The organism is Cohnella thailandensis, from assembly GCF_014212135.1.
Taxonomy (GTDB): Bacteria; Bacillota; Bacilli; order Paenibacillales; family Paenibacillaceae; genus Cohnella; species Cohnella thailandensis.
This window is the reverse complement of record NZ_JACJVQ010000014.1, coordinates 1-19,764: the sequence shown is the minus strand read 5'-3', so window position 1 is coordinate 19,764 and position 19,764 is coordinate 1. Positions and strand designations below refer to the sequence as shown.

Genomic DNA, 19,764 nt, shown 5'->3' with positions numbered 1-19,764 from the left:
AGGAGCCGACCTGCCTGCGCGCGGCAAAAAGGCGGTCGGTACGCGCAATCGGCGAACCGCCGCCCAAGGAAGCTCCGTTTATGACTTCCGGGGGGCTATTCTCGCGAGTCCTGTTCCAAAAGATCAACGAGAGACTCCGCCCTTTTCGGAATAAGCGGAGCCTCGCCACCCGTCTCGACCCGCTGCATATCCTTTAACCCGTGCCCCGTCAGAATGGCCGTTACCGTCTCTGACGCCGATACCCGACCAGATTCCAGGCTGCGCTTCAGCTCCGCGATGCATACCGCGGACGAGGGCTCGACGAACAAGCCTTCGTCCCGAGCCAGCCACCCTTGCGCTTCCCGAATCGCGTCGTCGTTCACGTAATCGGAGTAGCCTCCTGAACGACGGATGCATTCCAACACGTACGTGCCGTCTTGCGCGTACCCATGTAGCCCGTCGCTTATGCCGCCTGCGATCGTCGAGGGATTCGGATCGGACTCCACCTCGGATCGGTTCTCAAGGAAAGCTCGCGCGATCGGACTGCAGCCCTCGGCCTGAATGCCCGCCATTCGGGGCACGGCGGATGCTCTCCCAAGCTTCTTCAGCTCTTCATATCCTTTATGAATGCCGACGAGGAGCGGACCTGCCCCGATCGGAACGTAGACGAGACCGGGAACGCGTCCGTTCAATTGGCGATGCATCTCGAAGGCTACGCTTTTATCGCCTTCCATCGTATATGGATTAATGAAGGTCGAAGTCACGTTAAACATGCCGTACTTCTCGCCGACCTCCTTGGCCAATGCGAACGAGTTGCTGTAAGGCCCCCCGACCCGGATCACCTTGGCTCCGTAAGCGAGCGACTGCTTCACCTTCTCGGCGGGAGTAGACTCCGGAACGAGGACGACGGCCTGAAGACCGGCTCTCGCCGAATAAGCAGAAGTCGCCGCGGCTCCGTTGCCGCTCGAGGCGACGATGATCCGCTTCTGTCCAAACCGGACTCCCATCGAGACGCCCATGGATACCGGCCTGTCCTTAAATGAACCGGTCGGGTTGGCGAATTCGCATTTTAGATAAAGCGTTTCAAGACCGAGCCTGCGAGCCAGCCGATCCGCTTTGACGAGCGGCGTGTTCCCTTCTCCGATCGTCACCCGCTCCGACGCCGGCAAGGGGAGGAGATCGTCTTCCTCGACTTCTCCCCGGCGCCACTTGCTCTCGATGCGCTCGTAATCGTAGACAACGTCAAGAATGCCCCCGCAAGCCGGACAGGAATAAATCGGGCATAGCGGATGCTCCGAGCCGCATCGAACGCACTTTAGTCCCGTCATCATATGAATGCTCACGCTATTCCCTCCTCCGATCGAAGCAGCTCGAGCGCAAGCCGAACGAATATTTTGGTAGCATCCGCAATCTCCGAAACTTCGACCGATTCGTCCGCCGTATGAGCCTCAAGCAAGCTTCCCGGGCCGAGAATAAGCGTCGGAATTCCGAGACGTTGGGAGAAAAACGGGCATTCCGCCGTCGCCGCGAACGGCTTCGCTCGCTTCTCCTTGCCGGTCGTTTCGCTCGCGATGCGGAGAGCCGTCTGCGTCAGCCGATGCTGGACCGGAATATCGTGGGGAGGAAGGTACAAATAGAGCTCGCTCTCGTAGTCGAAGTCTTCCTGATTCGCCGAGTCTGACAGCGCCGACTCGATCTCGCCCAGAACGTCTTCCCGATTCTCTCCGGGGACGATTCGCCGGTCCACCTCGATAACCGCGCGGGACGGAACCATATTCGGCGCGCTGCCCCCGTTAAATTGGGCGACGGTAAGCGATGCGGTGCCCAACAGCTCGTGCTTGCGCTCCCGAATTCGGCTTCCCAGCCGTTCCAGCGATTGAACCAGCCGGATCATCTTCGTAATCGCGTTGTCCGGGTTCTGAACGACGGCCGTATGGCCGGCCGTGCCGGTCGTCGTTACGCGAATACGGGCATCTCCCTTGTGACAAACGCAGATATCGAGATCGCTGGGCTCGCTCACGACCGCAAAATCGGCTTTCAGCGGATCTTCCATCATGCGAAGCATGCCCTTGTTGCTCACTTCTTCGTCCGCATTGAAGAACAAAATCAGCTTGCCGTCGAACGGGCAGCCCATCCGCTTCAGCAGAATCGCGGCGTACAGCATGGCGGAAACGCCCGACTTCATGTCGGACGCCCCTCTTCCATATAATCTCCCGTTCTGGATAAGCGCCTCGAAAGGCTCTTTGGTCCAAGCGTTGCCCGCCGGCACGACATCAAGATGGCCGTTATAGAGAAGCGTCGGCCCCGGCCTAATCCCTTCCAGAACCGCCGTTACGTTGGCCCGGCCCGGGGCTACCGACTGAAGCCGGGCCTCGATGCCTTCCTTTTTCAGAATCCTCTGAATGTACAAAGCGGCGGCTTCTTCGCCGCCCGGGGGATTCTCGGTGCGGATTCTCACCAAATCCCGGACGATTCGAAGCAGTTCCTCTTCCTCGAAGCGGTCGGCAAGGCCGCTCGGTTCCATAGTGCTCATAAGATGTCCACGCCTTTCCCGACCTTGCGAGTTGAATTATGCCGTCAACCGGCGTTTGTTCAGTACCACCTTGGATTCCCGAATTACCATATCGAGGATAAGAGCAAGCACGATAATCAAGCCCTTAAAGAAGTCCAGGCTCGACGCGCTGACGCCGAACGTCGACATCGCCTGCGAGATGAGGCTGATGATCAGCGCCCCGACCAGAGTGCCGGCTATGGAGCCTTTGCCGCCGAAGATACTCGTTCCTCCGATGACCGTAGCCGTTATGGCATCCATAAGCAGCGTGGTGCCGCCGATGTTCGGCGAAACGATCGAAACCCGGGAGATAAGCATCAGGGCCGCAAGCGCCGTGCATACTCCGCTGAAGATATAAATCAAATATTGCTGCCGGACGATCGGCACTCCGGACATGCGGGTCGATTCCTCGCTGCTTCCGATCCCGTACGTGCGCAGCCCGAACGTCGTCCGCTTGATCAGGAAGGAAGCCAGAACGACGAGAACGACGGCGATCATCAGAATGTTCGGAATCCCGAACGTGCTTTTGATCCCGATCGTCTTCAGAGTCGGATCCGTGACCAGAATGACTCCGCCCGTCACCAGCGTCAAGGTTACCCCTTGGATAACCGACATGGAGCCCAGCGTAACGATAAACGATTGCAACTTAAGCTTGCCGACGAAAAATCCGTTGAACACTCCGACCAGCGCGCCGACGAGGAGAGTAGCCAGGACCGATACGATCAGAGATCCGGAATCCCGGAGAACGACTCCCGCCACGACGGCGCATAGACTTACTCCATAACCTGCGGACAGGTCGATACCGCCCGAGATGAGCACGATCATCGCTCCGATGCCCATGATCGCGATCGGCGCTGCGGTCACGAGCGTCTGAAGCAGGTTCGCGCCCGACACGATACGGCTGTCCATCAGTCCGAATACGACGAGGAACACGATCAGCAAAAGCAGAGGAGCGAGATCGAGCAGCCGCGCGAGACTCACTTGGGTTGTTTTGGCCTTCTTCATCGCTTTATACTCCCGAGAAGCGGACGTTGACGGTACGCAATTCGGTCATCTCTTCGATCGACCACTTGCCTCCGCTGCGCCCGACTCCGCTGGCGCTTCCGGAAGCGCCTCCCGCCGGAATCATCGTATCCCAATAATTGCTGCCTTCATTGATGTTGATGTAGCCGAAGTCCATCTGTTCGGCCATCATCATCGCCTTGTCGATGTTCTTGCTGAAGATGGCGGCGGCCAGACGGAACGGGCTCGAGGCGATCAAGGCCGGCAGCTCGGATTCGTCATTGAACCGCAGGATCGGAAGAACCGGACCGAACGTCTCTTCGACGTTGATGTCGGCGTCGACCGTCACGTGGTCCAGGATGGTCGGCTCGATATACTGCCCGGTCGGCCGTCCTTCCTGAGCCTTGCCTCCGGCGATCAGCTTTGCGCCCTTGGCGATGGCGTCTTTCGTCTGGCTGAGCACCTTATCCGCCACTTGGCTCGTATGGACAGGGCCCATCGTCGTGGCGCCGTCGAACGGATCGCCAAGCTTCACCTCTGCCGTCAATTCGGCGATCTTGCTCACGAGACGGTCCGCGATGCCGTCGTGAACCAGCACGCGTTCGGTGGACGTGCACACTTGGCCCGCATTGGCGAAGCTCGCGCGCACGAGCGCCGCGGCCGCCAGATCGAGATCGGCGTCCTCCAGCACGATCGTAGGGCCGTTGCCGCCCAGCTCGAGCAGGCATGGCTTGCCTTTCGCCCGGGCCGCGATCGTGTTGCCGGTCGGGGTGCTTCCGGTGAATCCGATCGCATTCGTCCTCTCGTGGACGACGACGGCGTCTCCGACGACCGGACCTTCCCCGATCACCAGGTTCAAGGCGCCCTTCGGCAGCTCCGCTTCCTCCAGCACGCGCATGAACTCGCTCGCGACCGCCGCGCTCGTCAGGGCAGGCACCCAGACGAGCGCGTTCCCCGCCGCCAGTCCCGGAGCCAGATAATAAACGGAAGGATTGCCTAGCGGGAAGTTCCACGGCGAGATAATGCCGTACACGCCTCTAGGCTTGCGATACGTGTAAGACCTCATGTTCCGGTCCCGCAGCGGGATGATCGCGTCGTTCATCCACTTGATCTGTTCGGCGGCTTCGCGGAAACTGCCCGCGACCGCCCCCTTCACTTCGCCTAACGCGTCCGAGTAAGTCTTCCCGTTCTCCATCGCCAGCAGCCGGGCGAGCTTCTCCTGGTTGCGTTCGACCGCATCGGCGATCCGAACGCACAGCTCCGCCCGCTCGAAGACGGTCATCCTCGCGAGCTGCTTGGAAGCGCGATGAGCAGCTTCGACCGCCCTGCCCGCATCCTCCCTCGTTCCGAGCGGGATCTGACCGAGCACCTCTCCCGTAGCCGGGTTGATGACGTCCTTAAGCGCGCTCTCGCTGCCGGTATACCATTCTCCATCGATAAGCATAGGGTAGATCATGATGTTAGCCTCCCTTGGGTCCACTGGCTTTGCGTTACAGCGCTTCGACTTCGACGATGCCGCCGGTCTCCACCGACTTAAGGATCGCGTCGTTCACGGCGACCGCCTGCATCGCTTCCTCCACCGAGATAACGAACGGCTTGTTGTCGCGTACCGCCCTTACGAAGTGCAGCACCTCGTCTTTCAAATCGCCCGTGATTAGGCCGTGCACCTCCGGCCAATGAAGCGCGTCCGGCAGCTCGATCTTGTCGCTGTTCATGACGCTGATGCCGTGATCGGCCGTATCGACCTTGATGATCCCCTTCGTGCCGACGATTTCAAGTCCCGCGTTGATGCCCGAAGGAGCATAGGACGGAATGCCCCAGGAGACGCTCAGATTGCCGATCGAGCCGTCTTCGTACAGGCACGTCGCGAAGATCGCGTCTTCGGAGTTCACTCCGTTCAAAGGCATGATCTTCGAGACGGCGCGCGCGAACACGCTCTTCACCTTTTTGCCGGTGACCCATTGCATGGCGTCGACGTCGTGAACCCCGAGATAGAACATGACCGAGCTCGAGCCCTTCATGCGAATGCCGACGTCCTGATAGGAGAAGCGCTTCGCGTTCACGTGAACGACGTCGCCGATCTCTCCGCTTCGAACCCGGGCGGCGGCCGTCGCGTAACGCGGGTCGAACCGGAGCAATTGGGCGACCATCAATCGCGCGTTGCCCTGCTTGGCCGCTTCCGCTATTTTCCTGGCGCCCTCCAACGTATCGGCCATCGGCTTCTCCAGAAGGACGGCCTTGCCTCCGGATAGAAGCTTCGAAGCGGCGTCAACATGGAGCCGATCGGGGAGAGCTACGGTAAACGCGTCGATCGAGCCGTCCTCCATCGCTTCCTCTATGCTGGAAATATATTTCGCTCCGAATTGGTTCGCCACCTGAGCCCCAAGCGTCGCGTTCACGTCCACGATTGCAACCAGCTCAGCGGAATCGCATTCCGCGATCGTCCGGGCATGCGTTTGTCCCATAACCCCTGCGCCGACAACGGCCATTTTTAATCTTTGCATTTGAGCGTTCTCCCTTCTATTTAGGAACGGAATCATTCTTCACGGTACTCCGTTAACGTGCAGACAGATGCATGCCCAAAGCGTAGTGCATGACTTCCTTCTCCGAAGCGCCGTGCGCAAGCTCCGCCACCGAACGCCCTTCGTGCATCACGACGATCCGATCCGCCACGCCGAGCGCTTCAGGAAGCTCCGACGAGACGATAAGGATCGCCACGCCTTGCGCTTTCAATCCGGCAATCAACTGGTGGATTTCCGACTTCGCTCCGACGTCCACTCCTCGGGTCGGATCGTCAAGAAGCAGAATCTTCGGATTGACCGCGAGCCACTTGCCGAGCACGACCTTCTGCTGGTTGCCTCCCGACAGGTTGATCGTATGCTTGTTCGGATCCGCCGGGCGGACGTTAAGCTTGCGGATCAAGTCGTCGGTCAACTGCTTCTCTTCCTTCAGGGGAACGAAGCCGAACCGGTTCTGCATCCGAAGCCAGGCCAGCGACATGTTATAGCGTACCGAGAACATCGGAACGAAGCCCGATTTATGCCGATCTTCCGGCACGTATGCGAGTCCGAGGGCAGCCATCTTCTTGGGATTCGGCCTTTCGATCTTCTGCCCGAAGACGCGGATCGATCCTTGGCGAAGCTTCGTGATGCCGAACAAAGCGTTCAAGACTTCGCTCCGTCCCGCTCCCATCAGACCGGCCAGCACGACGATCTCGCCTTCCCGCACCCGCAAGGTGGCGTCCTTCAGCCTCTCTCCGTCGCCAATGCCATCCAATTCGATCGCGATTTGCTTCGGGATCGCTTCTTGATAAGGGAAGATGCTGTCGATGTTGCGGCCGACCATCATCGCGATGATCTCCTGCTCCCCGGTCTCCGGCAAGCTTGCGTCGCCGACATGCTGTCCGTCCCGCATGACGATCGCGCGGCTGCAGAGCTTGTACAGCTCCTCCATCTTGTGCGAGATGAAGAAGATCGCCACTCCTTTGGCGGTAAGCTTGCCGATCAGCTCGTACAGTTTCTCGCTTTCGCTCTTGGATAGGGAAGACGTCGGCTCGTCCATGATTATAAGCCACGGGTTACCCAAAGTTGCCTTCAGCACCTCGATCAGTTGCATCTGGCCGACCGTCAGCGTGCTGATCTTGCTCTCCGGCTGAAGAGGGATCTCGAACTCGTCAAGCAGTTCCCTGGCGACGCGCTTCATCTCTGACTTGTTCAGCACGCCGCCCGTCGTTTCTTCCCGGCCGATAAACAGGTTCTCATAGACGGACAGCTCGGGAATCAAGCTGTAATGCTGGTGAATAACCCCGATTCCCGCCTCTCTCGCGGCTTTCGGCGAACGCAGCTGGATCTCCTTGCCGTCAAGCTCGAGCGTACCTTCTTCCGGGGTAATGACGCCGGTCATGATCTTGACCAAGGTCGACTTGCCCGCTCCGTTCTCCCCGACGAGCGCAACGACCTCGCCCGACGAAATATGGAACGACACGTTTTGCAAGGCGCGAACGCCGGAGTACAGCTTGCCGATGCCGTTAAGGCGAAGCGTATGCCGCCCGCGCGAATCCGTTGCGGCTCCGCCGATCGGGACGGTCCGAGAATCGGGGGGTGAAACTCCCGCAGACTTCCGGAAGGACACCTTCAGACTCTTAAGAATATTAGGCTGGTAGAGAATGACCGAGAGCAATATCATTCCGCCAGTAACCATATAGATAATTTCTTGACTCGCACCGTAGAAGGACAAGCCCGTACGGATAATCGTTACCAGAATGGCTCCTAAGAAAGTGCCCATCACGCTGCCGACGCCACCGCTGAGCAGGGTACCGCCAATGACGACGGCCGTAATGACGTCGAACTGCAGGTTGTTCCCGGCCAGCGGCTGAGCGGATTGCACTCTGCCGATCAGAAGGATGGCCGCCAGACCCGCTGACGCTCCCGACAGGAGATACGCGAGGAACTGAATCTTCCTGCTGCTGATCGCCGACGCGCGAGTCGTCTCGTCGTTGCCCCCGGTCGCATAGATATAACGGCCGAGAACGGTTCGATTCAGAGTCACCCACCAAATCGCCAGCAGTAGAAACACGATAAAAATGGACACCGGAATCGATCCGAACGACTTGGAGCCCAGCCATGTCATAACCGGGTCGGTCACCTGGATGCTCTTCGAATCGGAGAGGCTGAGCGCCGCCCCCTTGCACATGGCCATCGTTCCGAATGTCGCGATAAACGGGCTGATCTTGAAGGTCGTGACCAACACCCCGTTCAGCGCCCCAACGGCCGCTCCCGTCAACACGACGATAAGCAAGGCAAGGATCGGAGGGACGCCGCTTTCATAAGCTTGAGCGCCGACAATGCCGGATAAAGCAAGGGCGGAACCGACCGATAGGTCGATTCCTTTAGTCAGAATGACGGCCGTCATCGCGAAAGCGATAAGCGCGGTAATCGCCATTTGATGCCCCATGTTGATGAAGTTGCCCCAAGCCAGAAAGTGATCCAGCATAAAACCGAATCCGAGGATAAACAGGAGATTGGTTCCGACCAGCGTGAGATTAATTCTGCCAGAACGGTCTCTAAGAAGACCGGTCATCCATCGTTGCTGCTTCACGCTTGTCCCCGCCGATGTCATTCTTGTCCACTAATCCTTCCATCCGGTTGATCCGGTCCCATCTCTTCGGTATAGTTCTTGGAGAATTCCGCCGCCGCTTCCGGAGTCATGTACTCGTAGTCGAAGCCGTTCCCCTTCAGCTCTTGTCCGACAGCGTCGCTGGATACGAAGTGCGTCGGCATGAACAGGTCCGTCGGGAACTTCGCTCCCTTGGCGATACGCGCGCCCGCGGCAACGTTCCAATAGCCCACGCGCTCAGCTCCTGTCAGAACGTCTATCAGCATCGAGCCGTCGTTCAGGAACGTCGACATTTCCGCATCCCCGTCATATCCGCCGTAATAAAGCTTCTTGCCCTTCGCTTCGGCAGCCGAGATCGCGGACAGGCCAAGCGGATCGTTGATGAAGGCGATGGCGTTCAGATCCGGATAGTTGTTCAGCCAAGTTTCCGTTACGCGTTGAGCTTCCGCCGAATCGAAGTTTGTCGGCTGCACGCCCACGATCTCGATATTCGGGAATTCCGCCTTCATGACGTCGGTGAAGCCCTTCTCGCGAGTATCGGACACGTAGTTCCCCGCCGTTCCGGTAAGCAAGGCGACTTGGCCTTCTCCTCCCAGCTTGGTGCCTATGGCGCGGGCTACGGCGCCCATGTTCTCGTAGTCCGGATACAGCGTGTTGTAGTTCCAGTCGCCTTCGACCTTATTGCCCATCGTGATGACCGGGATGCCCGCTTCCTTCGCTTTCGTGATCGCGGGAACGATTCCGTTCGCGTCGATCGGATCGATCAGAATCGCATCGACGCCCTGCTGGATGAAGTTCTCGACGATCGAGATTTGCTTCTCCAACGAGCTGTCCGCGCTCTGCCAGACCGCTTCGACGCCGTAGTCCTTTGCCGCCACGTCGCCGGCTTGCTTCATTCTTACATAGAAGGAGTTCGTCAAATCGATAACGACGACTCCAAGCTTAAGCTTGTCTCCCGAGTCCGCGGCAGCGCTGCCGCTCGGCGAGGCGCCGGAGCCTTCATTCCCGTTCGAGTTGCCGCAAGCTGCCAGAAATACGAAAAGCGATACGATGAGCAGGAATGCTAAACCTTTGATTTTCTTTGTCTTCATCTAAAGTGCCCTCCTTGGTTTGATCGAAAAAGCTAATCCTCACACTGCAAGCAAGCTCGTCCGCTATTGGGAGACATTCCCCCTCTCAAGAATCGATCGTCAATCTTCGATTTCTACGATGATTTCGATCTCGACAGGCGTATTAAACGGCAGTTCGTTGGCCGAGACCGCCGAACGCGCATGCTTGCCTTTCTCTCCGAAGACTTCCTCGAAGAAATCGGAGCAGCCGTTAATGACCAAGGGCTGATTCGAGAACCCTTCTGCGGAATTGACCCAGCCCAGCACTTTCACGAATTGCTTAATACGGTCCAGATCTCCGAGATGATGCTTTAGAACCGTCAGCAGATTGATCCCGGTTTGCCTTGCCGCCTCGCGTCCTTGCTCGAGAGTAACTTCCGCTCCTACCTTGCCTTCGTACATCAGAACCCCGTTGATTCGGCAATCTTGACCGGAGGTGTAAACGAAATTCCCGAATGTCTTGGCGGGCACGTACGAGAATTTCGGCTCGATAGGGCCCGGCAGTACGATTCCCATCTCCATTAACTTCTGCTCGATTCGAGACAAATTAGATTCCCACTCCTTTTAGCTAGATCTAGATGTTATATTTTCTGACCCGATAATTACAAAATAATTTTATAATCCATAAAAATATTTGTCAATCTATTAAAAAATTTTTTTAAATATTTACTTCATCGTATAATTAATGCGTTTACATGAAATGGGAATCGTTTTCATTGGAAAAGACTGATAAAAACAAAGAAAGGTCGACTTCGGAAGTCGACCTTCTTGTTACATTTATGGTTGTAAACATTGTTGACATCTATGAAATACTTCTAAATTAATTGTAAACATTGAAAAATGATTTGATATTTATTACACAAAAAAATTGATTGAACCAAAATAAATCAATATTAATTGGATTTTACGCGAATTTCCTCCAAATAGTTGTAGACGGTGAATTTCGAAATATCCAAGAACATGGCCACCCGTTCCATGGAACGTTTGACCGTGAATACGCCCTTATCGTCCAAATATTTAAGGAGCTTAAGCTTGTCTTCCTTCTGCATGAAAGGCACGGGCTTGCCGACCTTCTCGACGGCCTCCTCGAGCAAGCCCTCGATGACGTCGTTGATGTCGCCGGTAAACGTCTCGTCGACCTTCTTGGCCGTTCGGATGAACTCGTTAAGAACGTTCGCCGCCATCATGAAGTCGGTAATATTGTAGTTGATGCATACGGAGGAAATCGCTTTGCCTTGCTCGTCGTAAAAATAAAGCGAAGAAGATTTAAGCACCTTGCCGTCTTTGGAGGAGGTTAGATAATTAAGCAGATCGCCTTCCTCTTCCGGTTTGCGAATGACTTCCAGCCCCAGATTCGTGCTGGAGTCTCCCACCTTTCGCCCGGTGATATGTCCGTTCTCGATCCCCACGATAGAGTGCTCGGGCTTGCGCATGTCGTGCAGGACGACCTCGCAATTAGCCCCGAGAGCGGATGAAATCAGCCTGATCATCGGCTTCATCATTTCAAAAAACTCGTCTACATGCTTAATGATAATCATTAAATGATCTCCTTATGGGATTATTCCATTATCCGATCCTGCGGTTGGGTTCTATTGTTGGCAAAAGAGCGATGAATCGAACGTTATATTTACAAAATAATTTTAGGCAAGCAAAAAATAATTGTCAACCTGACTTGATCGATGTTGAAGCTCGCTCCTGCCTTCCACCCCTCTCCATTGACAGCGTTTCCACCTAAGTGACATACTTTTCAGTATCTTAGCGGTTTTGACCATTCGTTTCGAACGTCGATATTGGAGATGTGAGCATGGAGAAGTGGTTAGGCAAGTTCCGTCATATGAAGATAAGAAACAAGCTGTCTATCGTCATCGCGCTTATCGTCATCTTCGCCTTCGCCTTCATCCTGATCGCCCAACAGTACGCGTTCTCGGAGTACGATAAGCAGCTTCACTCCAAATCCTCGCAGGTGCTGAACCTAAGCTCGGCCGCGATCGAATCGCAGCTGAAGCAGATCGAGCAGTCGTCCTTCAACATCGTGGCGGACGTTCAGCTCCAGAACGTGCTTAGCCGGCTGCGCAGCAGCGCGTCGGATTACGACGATCTCGTCCTTCGCCAGGATCTGGTCGATCTTCTGATCGGCTACAGCGGAACGGAGCCTTACATGCGTTCCATTCAACTGATCGACTCGCGGGGAGCCGAGACGAATTCGGGCAATCCCGCCTCGATCGATTCCGGCAAACGCGCCCGGATCATGCAGCGGGCCGGGGATGCCGGGGGCGGCGTCGTCTGGTTCTACCCGGACGCGCAGGATTCCGCCCTTATCCTGGCGCGCGATATTCGCTCTTATTCGAATACCAAATTCGATCTCGATTACCTGGGAACGCTGATCATCCGGATCGATCTCGATTCCATCGTTCACAAGCTGGCCGTCGGGGACGGAGAGCTTTACATTCTATCCGGAACGGACGTGATCTATCCGCGCAAGCCTTCGCTCAACCCGACCGAGCTCTCGGGCAAGCTGACGAGCCGGACGGGCTATTTCACGCAGAAGATCAACGACGAAACGATGTTTATCTCGCATAACCGTTCGGCCTCGAGCGGATGGACTTATCTGAACCTGACTCCGTACAACCAGATTTTCGAGCGAATCCTTCTGATTAAGAAAATCGTGGTTTACGTATTCATAGGCATCTTCGCCATCGCGATTCTGTGGGGAATCCGGTTCGCCCGCAGCCTGACGCGTCCGATCGAAGAACTGATCGGACGGATGAAGCTCGCCGAGAAAGGGAATTTCGTCGAAGCGAATCTCTCGGCGACGGACGACGCCAACGTCACCATGGACGAGATCGGGCTGCTGCAGCGAACCTTCCGCCTGATGGTGGAGAGAATCAACATCCTGATCACCGAAAATTACTCGAACCAGCTGCTGATCAAGGAGACCCAGTTCAAGGCGCTCCAGGCTCAGATCAACCCGCATTTTCTATATAACACGCTTGAATCGATCAACTGGATCGCGAAGATGAACAAGCAGACCCAGATCTCGCAGATGGTCGAAGCGCTCGGCATGCTGCTGCGCAATTCCGTCAGCGTACGCGACCCGATCCTCACCCTGGCGGACGAGATCGAAATCGTGCAAAGCTACATTACGATCCAGAAATTCCGCTTCGAGGAGCGCCTGGCGTTCTCTCTCGAGATTCCGGAGCGCTACCGAAGCTTAAGCATTCCGAAGCTCACTCTTCAGCCGCTTGTCGAGAATGCGATACAATATGCTTTGGAGCCGTCTATCGGCGTATGCACGATTACGATCCGTTCCTATGAGACGGAGAGCGGCCTGAACCTGACCGTCGAGGACGACGGACCCGGCATGCCGGCCGATACGCTGGCCAAGCTGAGAAGCGGAGAGCTTCAAACGAACGGCAAGGGCATCGGCTTGCTCAACATCGACGACCGGATCAAACTGAGTTTCGGCGACAGCTATGGCGTGCAGGTCGAGAGCAGGCCCGGTCACGGCACGCGGGTCATCGTCCGAATACCGAAGGAACTGGAGGGATAAGGCATGTATAGAACGCTGCTCGTCGACGACGAGAGGATTATCCTGGACGGCATATCGAGCATGGTCGACTGGCCGCGGCATCGCACCGAGCTCATCGGCACCGCGCAGAACGGAATTGCCGCCTACGAACGTATCGTCCTTGAATCCCCGGACATCGTCATTACGGACATTCGCATGCCGGGCCTGGACGGGCTCGGGCTGGTCGCCAAGACGTACGCATCGCATCCGCATATTCGTTTTATTATCCTGTCCGGCTTCAGCGAATTCGAATACGCGAACAAAGCCATGCAGTACGGCGTGAAGCATTACCTGCTGAAGCCGACCAACGAGAACAAGATCGCCGCCGCGCTGGACGAGATCGTGGCCGAGCTGGACGCCGCTTCGGACCAGCAGGCTTTTATCGCGAACATGAAGCAGCGGTTCCAGAGGATGGTCCCTCACGTCAAGGATCAGGTGCTTAAGGAGTTCGTCACGAACAAAACGTACGGCGCGCAAGACCTGAACTACTACCGCAGCTTATTCGAATACGACTTCGACCGTCCGGTTCAGCTGCTGCTTTTCCAATTGGAGGGACCCGCGGAGTTCGAGTATCTGTTCGCTATCAAGAACATCGCGGAGGACATTCTCGAGTCCACGCTTCTCAGCACGACGATCGGCAATCACGTGCTTATCCTGATCGAAGAGCCGGGCGACGCCGAAGCGCTACAAGAGCAGCTCGCCGACATCCGGCTCACCTTCCTTCAATACTACAAGCACGACGTGACGATCGCCGTCAGCAGCCTGGGCGAGATGATCCGCGCCAGGGCGCTTTATCAGGAGACGCTGCAGTGCCTGAACTATCGTTTCTATCTTGGCGAGGGGGGCATCATCACCGCCAAAGACATTCTGGCGCCGTCTCCTCAGCCGCTGGACGATTACGAGTTCGACGAGGAGAGAATCCTGATCCCGGTCCGTTCCGGGCACCTGCAGGAAGCCGAAGAGGTTTTAAGCGAGCTATTTGCTCCTCTTAAGAGCGCGCAGCTCGACATCGGCATGGTCAAAACCTACGCGATCCAGCAGTTTATCTCCTTGATCCGGTTGGACGATCCCCAAAGGATCAACGAAAATTACAAGAAGCTTCCGCTCCTTCTGGAGATGAACACCCTGCAGGCGATGCAGGATTTTCTGTCGGCGACGGTCCGGGAGATCGCGGAGAGGTACTACGAGCAGAACGTCGTGAAGCATACGAGCATCGTCCGCAAGGTCATCGACATCATCGACGATCAGCTCGGCAATCCCGATCTGTCCCTCAACTTCGTGGCCGGCGAGATGCTCTACATGAACGCCGACTACCTCGGCAAGCTGTTCAAGAAGGAGACCGGGGAGAAATTCTCGAACTACGTCATGAAAGCCCGAATGAAGCTCGCGACCCAGCTCATCTCCGCGCAGCCCGACATCAAGATCTTCGAGCTGGCCGAACGTCTCGGCTTCGGGGACAACCCGCAATATTTCAGCCAAGTGTTCAAAAAACAGTTCGGCTGCACGCCGTCGGAGTATATGAAAGGAACCGAGAACTCTGCTTTTTGAACAATCATATCGGATTTTTGCCTTACCCTCTCCTGTCGAAATCATGATAATAGACAATGTAAGCAGTTACAAATAACGACGAAGCACATGCAAAACGGGGAGGAAAAAGAAATGAAGAAAGCGTTAACTACGCTGCTGGCGAGTTCCCTGGTTCTTGGTCTCGCTGCCTGCGGAAACAGCAATAACGGCAACAGCGGCTCCGATGCAAGCGCAAGCCCGTCGGCTTCCGGCACCAGCTCGGCAACCGCCTCCGCCTCTACGGGCAACGACGAACCGGTTACTCTGCGCGTCGCTTGGTGGGGCGGCCAATCCCGTCACGATTATACGCTTAAAGTTATCGAATTGTACGAGTCCCTGCATCCGAACGTCACCATCGAGCCGGAATACGCCAGCTTCGACGACTACTGGAAGAAGCTCGCTCCGCAAGCGGCGGCGAAGAACCTTCCCGACGTCATTCAGATGGATATCTCTTACCTGAATCAATACGCGACCCAAGGCCAGATCGCCGACCTGACTTCGTACATCGACAGCAAGGCGATCGACACGACGAACATCAGCGAAACGGCGATCGCGGGCGGCAAGGTGAACGACAAGCTGTACGCGTTCAACCTCGGCAACAACGCGCTCCTCGCCATGGTCGACAAAGCGATGGTAGAGAAAGCCGGCGCGACGATGCCGACTCAAGAATGGACTTGGGACGACTTCACCGCTCTCGGCGACAAGCTGAAGTCCCAAGGCAAGCTGCTGGCCGGCGACCTTCGCCACGACGTCTTCTTCCCGTTCTACCTGAGAAGCCAAGGCCAGCACATGTACGCGGCCGACGGCAAGGGCCTCGGCTATACCGACGACAAGTACTTCGTCGATTTCTACAACATGTACAACAACTGGTACCAAAGCGGCTACCTGCTCTCCCTCGACAAGCTGGCTCAGAAGAAGGGAACGCCGGAAGACGGCGAGCTCGAGCTCGGCAACGCGGTCAGCACGTGGAACTGGTCGAACCAATATATCCTGTCCTCCCAAGTCGCCAACCGTCCGCTCGAAATCCTGCCGGTACCGGGCTGGAACCAGAACGGCGCGCTGTTCCTCAAGCCTTCCATGTTCTTCTCGATCGCGGAGAACTCCAAGGTCAAGGAAGAAGCGGCCAAGTTCATCGACTTCTGGGTGAACAACGTCGACGCGAACAAGATCATCATGGGCGAACGCGGCGTGCCGGTATCCTCCGCCGTCAAGGACGCTCTGAAGGACTCCCTGTCGCCTGAGCAAACGAAGGTGTTCGAGTACGTCGCATGGGCGGAAGAGAACAGCACGCAGATGGATCCTCCGAACCCTGCCGGCGCGACGGAAGTCGACAAGCTGCTGAAGGAAACGGCCGAGCAGATCATGTACAAGAAGATCTCCGTCGAAGACGCGGCCAAGAAGTTCCGCGAGCAAGCGACCAAGATCCTGAGCAAGTAAGCTTTAAACTAACGCGAATATTCGAGTCAACCAAGCCGTCCCGCGCCTCGATCGTCAGATCGATGCTCGCGGGGCGGCTTTTCGTTGCGCGGGCGCCGCTCCATCCCGATTCGACCGCTCTCGCCGCGTCGCTCGCCCATGCAGTCTCGCAATTCCGGCTCCCCTCCGATAACCGATCCCTATCCGCCCGCGTTACTACTCCTTTCGATATCAGGTGCTCCTTTTCCCCCGAACCGCGTTTCGCTTCCCCTTAAAAATCCGCGTCAACCCGCACCCTCAAGTCGGCTAATTGAACAAAAACCACGGTTTTTTGCCTTCAGAAGGTTCGCTTGAAATTGCATAATTAAAGCATAAAGAAAACGCGTTCATACAAGGGAGTTGAAGTCATGAAGCAGAAGCTTCGCCACAATGACCATATTGTCGGTTATATTTTCTCCGCCCCGTTTATTTTGGGCTTCCTGGTCTTTATCTTGTTCCCTATGGCCTCCTCCCTCTACTACTCGTTCACGGACTATAACATGCTGACCAAACCGAACTTTATCGGCTTCGACAACTTCACGCGCATGTTCACGGATGACGACAAGTACTGGAAATCCGTTCGGGTTACCTTCACTTACGTATTCGCCAGCGTGCCTCTGCGCCTCGCGTTCGCCCTCGGGGTCGCGATGCTGCTCAACCGCTCGATCAAGGGCGTCGGCTTCTACCGTTCCGCTTACTACCTGCCGTCGCTCATCGGCGGAAGCGTCGCGGTCTCGATTCTCTGGACCCAAGTGTTCGGCGACCAAGGCATCATCAACTCGGCGCTCGGCCTGATCGGCATCGAGTCCACGAAGTCCTGGATCGGAACGCCGGAGACGGCCATCTGGACGCTCATCGCTTTGGCGGTATGGCAGTTCGGTTCCTCGATGCTGATCTTCCTCGCGGGCCTGAAGAACATCCCTAAGGAGATGTACGAGGCGTCCGGCGTCGACGGCGCGGGCAAGGTACGCCAGTTCTTCAAAATCACGATCCCGATGCTCAGCCCGATCATCCTGTTCAACCTGATCAACCAGACGATCTCCTCGTTCATGACGTTCACGCCGGCCTACATCATCTCCCGCGGCGAAGGCGGTCCGCTGGATTCGACGCTGCTCTACTCGCTGAACCTGTACAAGCGCGCGTTCGAATACTACGAGATGGGCTACGCGTCCGCGATGGCATGGGTCATGCTGATCGTGATCGGCATCATGACCTTGATCCTGTTCCAAACCTCGAAGTACTGGGTCCATTACGAGAACAAAGGAGGCCACTAAAATGGCGATTCAGAGACGCTGGAGCAACCTCGTTTACCATATCCTCATCGGCGGTATCGCTCTCGTGATGCTGTACCCACTCATCTGGCTGTTCGTCAGCTCCTTCAAGCCCAGCCAGGAAGTGTTCACTACCGCCAATAGCCTCATCCCGAGCCGCATCGCTTGGGAGAACTATAAGACGGGTTGGGCGGGCTTCGCCGGCAACACGTTCGCGAATTTCTTCAAGAACTCGTTCATCATCGCGATCCTCTCCACGATCGGAGCGGTCGCCAGCTCCGGCCTCGTCGCTTACGCGTTCACCCGGATCAGCTTCTTCGGCCGCGCGTTCTGGTTCGGCGCCATGATGATGACGATGATGCTGCCGCGCGACGTCACGATCATCCCGCAATACATCATGTTCTCCGACTTCGGCTGGCTGTCTTCGTTCAAGCCGATCATCGTTCCGCAGTTCTTCGGCGTACCGTTCTTCATCTTCCTGATCATGCAGTTCATCCGCACCGTTCCGCTCGACCTGGACGAGGCGGCGAAGATCGACGGCTGCTCCAAGTACGGCATTTTCTTCAAGGTCATCCTGCCTCTGTGCGTACCGGCTCTCGTGACCGCGGCGATCTTCTCCTTCTACTGGACTTGGGAAGACTTCTACCACCCGCTTCTGTACTTAAACAAGCCGGACCTGTACCCGGTATCGCTGGCGCTGAAGCTGTTCCTCGACGGCGAATCCCTGAACAACTGGGGCGGCATGTTCGCGATGTCCATCCTGAGCTTGCTTCCGGTGTTCATCATCTTCTTCCTCTTCCAACGTTATATCGTGGAAGGCATCGCGACTAGCGGGTTGAAATAACGCTTATGGAAAACAGGGACCAAATCAACAATCTAGACATTCCGGAAGGGGCAGACGATATGCCGGCATTGGTTTTTGACGAGAATGAGATTAAGAAAGTCATCGATAGAGTCGTGGATCGCACGTTCCGCATGGACTTCAGCTGGGACTGGCCGGGCGGCGTCGCGTTCTACGGGGTTTGCGAGGCTTATGCGGCGACGGGCAAGATCGAGTATTTGGAAAAGGTAAAAGCGTGGGTAGACGAGAATATGGAGGACGGCTTGCCTAAGCTGTCGGTTAACGGGGTTTCGATCGGTCACTCCTTGCTCACTCTGTACGAAGTCTACAAGGAAGAAAAATATATGGACACGGCCAAGGAGATGGCCGAGTACCTGACTCACGAAGCGGTTCGCTTCGGCGACGGCATCTTCCAGCACACGGTCAACTCCGAGACGTACAACTTCCCGGAGCAAGCGTGGGTCGATACGATGTTCATGGCGGGCTACTTCCTGCTTCGCATCGGCACGCTGCTCGGACGGAAGGATTACTTTGAAGACGGCTTGCGCCAGTACCACGGCCACGAGAACGTGCTGCAGGATCCGGTGAACAACCTGTATTACCACGGTTGGGACAACATCGCCGGCAACCACATGTCCGGCGTCCACTGGTGCCGCGGCAACTCTTGGGCCGCGCTGACCATGACCCGCGCGCTCGACCTCGTTCCGGTCGACCTGCCGAACTTCATGATCATCGAGTGCTCGCTGCGCGACCAGCTCAGCTCGATCGTCCGCCTGCAGGATCCGGAGTCCGGCCTGTGGCACACGATCCTGAACGATCCTTCTTCGCCGCTCGAGACGTCCGGCTCCGCCGGCATCGCCACCGCTGTCCTCGCGAAGGGCCGCCTGTACAACAAGTACTCGCAGAAGGCGATCGACGGCATCCTCGCGCGCATCACCGAGGACGGCACCGTCACCGGCGTCTCCGCCGGCACGGCCGTCATGCAGAACGCCGACGGCTACCGCGGCGTCCCGGACAAGCGCATCCAGGGCTGGGGCCAAGGCCTGACCTTGACCTTCCTGGCGGAGATTCTTAATTCGAAGAAGAATCCTTATTGATCGATATTCAAGTCCCCCCTCTAGAAGCCAGTGGGGGACTTGACTTGTTTGTTAGTTGTTTGATCATAGGCGCATTCAAACTGCCTTCTTCTCACATTCGCCAGTCCCCTGCGCTCATGTAGGCAGTCTGGTTACCTTCTTCCGCCAAGCGACACTCTTCCATGCTGATGTGCGCATTCAAACTACCTTTTTCTCACATCCGGCAGTCCC

At 56.5% G+C, this 19,764-nt stretch carries 15 protein-coding genes; 6 read left to right on the top strand and 9 right to left on the bottom strand.

The features are described 5' to 3' along the window. Positions 1 to 95: 95 nt before the first annotated feature. The 9 genes from thrC to H7B67_RS16095 all read right to left on the bottom strand — a co-directional run bounded on the left by thrC (position 96) and on the right by H7B67_RS16095 (position 11,294). Positions 96 to 1,322 (bottom strand): threonine synthase, encoded by a 1,227-nt coding sequence (thrC, locus tag H7B67_RS16135; protein WP_185120891.1) that lies wholly within the window; start codon positions 1,320 to 1,322, stop codon positions 96 to 98. Then, positions 1,319 to 2,512, bottom strand: a complete 1,194-nt coding sequence (locus H7B67_RS16130) for a M20 family metallopeptidase (RefSeq protein WP_185120890.1) — start codon at positions 2,510 to 2,512, stop codon at positions 1,319 to 1,321. The genes thrC and H7B67_RS16130 overlap by 4 nt, the downstream gene beginning before the upstream one ends. 36 nt (positions 2,513 to 2,548) lie before the next feature. Continuing rightward, a complete protein-coding gene (locus tag H7B67_RS16125) occupies positions 2,549 to 3,535 on the bottom strand; it encodes an ABC transporter permease (RefSeq protein WP_185120889.1) in 987 nt (328 codons plus the stop codon). 4 nt (positions 3,536 to 3,539) lie between these two features. Then, positions 3,540 to 4,988 (bottom strand): aldehyde dehydrogenase family protein, encoded by a 1,449-nt coding sequence (locus H7B67_RS16120; RefSeq protein ID WP_185120888.1) that lies wholly within the window; start codon positions 4,986 to 4,988, stop codon positions 3,540 to 3,542. Between the two features lie 34 nt (positions 4,989 to 5,022). After that, the gene (locus H7B67_RS16115) at positions 5,023 to 6,036 is read right to left on the bottom strand and encodes a Gfo/Idh/MocA family protein (protein ID WP_185120887.1); all 1,014 of its coding nucleotides are present in this window, start codon (positions 6,034 to 6,036) and stop codon (positions 5,023 to 5,025) included. Between the two features lie 52 nt (positions 6,037 to 6,088). Next, positions 6,089 to 8,629 carry an ATP-binding cassette domain-containing protein gene (locus tag H7B67_RS16110; protein ID WP_185120886.1) on the bottom strand — a complete coding sequence of 847 codons (2,541 nt, stop codon included), beginning with the start codon at positions 8,627 to 8,629 and terminating at the stop codon, positions 6,089 to 6,091. 17 nt (positions 8,630 to 8,646) lie between these two features. Continuing rightward, complete coding sequence (locus tag H7B67_RS16105; RefSeq protein WP_185120885.1) at positions 8,647 to 9,738, bottom strand: sugar ABC transporter substrate-binding protein; 1,092 nt, start codon at positions 9,736 to 9,738, stop codon at positions 8,647 to 8,649. A gap of 99 nt (positions 9,739 to 9,837) precedes the next feature. Continuing rightward, entirely contained in the window at positions 9,838 to 10,302 is a 465-nt protein-coding gene (locus H7B67_RS16100; protein ID WP_185120884.1) for a RidA family protein, read from the bottom strand. A 347-nt stretch (positions 10,303 to 10,649) separates the two neighbouring features. Next, positions 10,650 to 11,294 (bottom strand): helix-turn-helix transcriptional regulator, encoded by a 645-nt coding sequence (locus tag H7B67_RS16095; RefSeq protein ID WP_185120883.1) that lies wholly within the window; start codon positions 11,292 to 11,294, stop codon positions 10,650 to 10,652. 266 nt (positions 11,295 to 11,560) lie between these two features. Here H7B67_RS16095 and H7B67_RS16090 point away from each other — a divergent pair, with 266 nt between their 5' ends. The 6 genes from H7B67_RS16090 (at position 11,561) to H7B67_RS16065 (ending at position 19,554) form a co-directional block, all read left to right on the top strand. Continuing rightward, positions 11,561 to 13,306 carry a cache domain-containing sensor histidine kinase gene (locus H7B67_RS16090; protein WP_185120882.1) on the top strand — a complete coding sequence of 582 codons (1,746 nt, stop codon included), beginning with the start codon at positions 11,561 to 11,563 and terminating at the stop codon, positions 13,304 to 13,306. Positions 13,307 to 13,309: 3 nt separating this feature from the next. After that, positions 13,310 to 14,872, top strand: coding sequence for a response regulator (locus tag H7B67_RS16085; protein ID WP_185120881.1), 1,563 nt, complete (start codon positions 13,310 to 13,312; stop codon positions 14,870 to 14,872). Between the two features lie 111 nt (positions 14,873 to 14,983). Next, on the top strand, positions 14,984 to 16,327 hold the full coding sequence (locus H7B67_RS16080; RefSeq protein ID WP_185120880.1) for an ABC transporter substrate-binding protein: 1,344 nt from the start codon (positions 14,984 to 14,986) through the stop codon (positions 16,325 to 16,327). A 386-nt stretch (positions 16,328 to 16,713) separates the two neighbouring features. Then, a complete protein-coding gene (locus tag H7B67_RS16075; protein ID WP_185120879.1) occupies positions 16,714 to 17,619 on the top strand; it encodes a carbohydrate ABC transporter permease in 906 nt (301 codons plus the stop codon). A 1-nt stretch (position 17,620) separates the two neighbouring features. Continuing rightward, positions 17,621 to 18,460 (top strand): carbohydrate ABC transporter permease, encoded by an 840-nt coding sequence (locus H7B67_RS16070; protein ID WP_185120878.1) that lies wholly within the window; start codon positions 17,621 to 17,623, stop codon positions 18,458 to 18,460. 59 nt (positions 18,461 to 18,519) lie between these two features. Beyond that, positions 18,520 to 19,554, top strand: coding sequence for a glycoside hydrolase family 88/105 protein (locus tag H7B67_RS16065; protein ID WP_185120877.1), 1,035 nt, complete (start codon positions 18,520 to 18,522; stop codon positions 19,552 to 19,554). Positions 19,555 to 19,764: the final 210 nt, after the last annotated feature.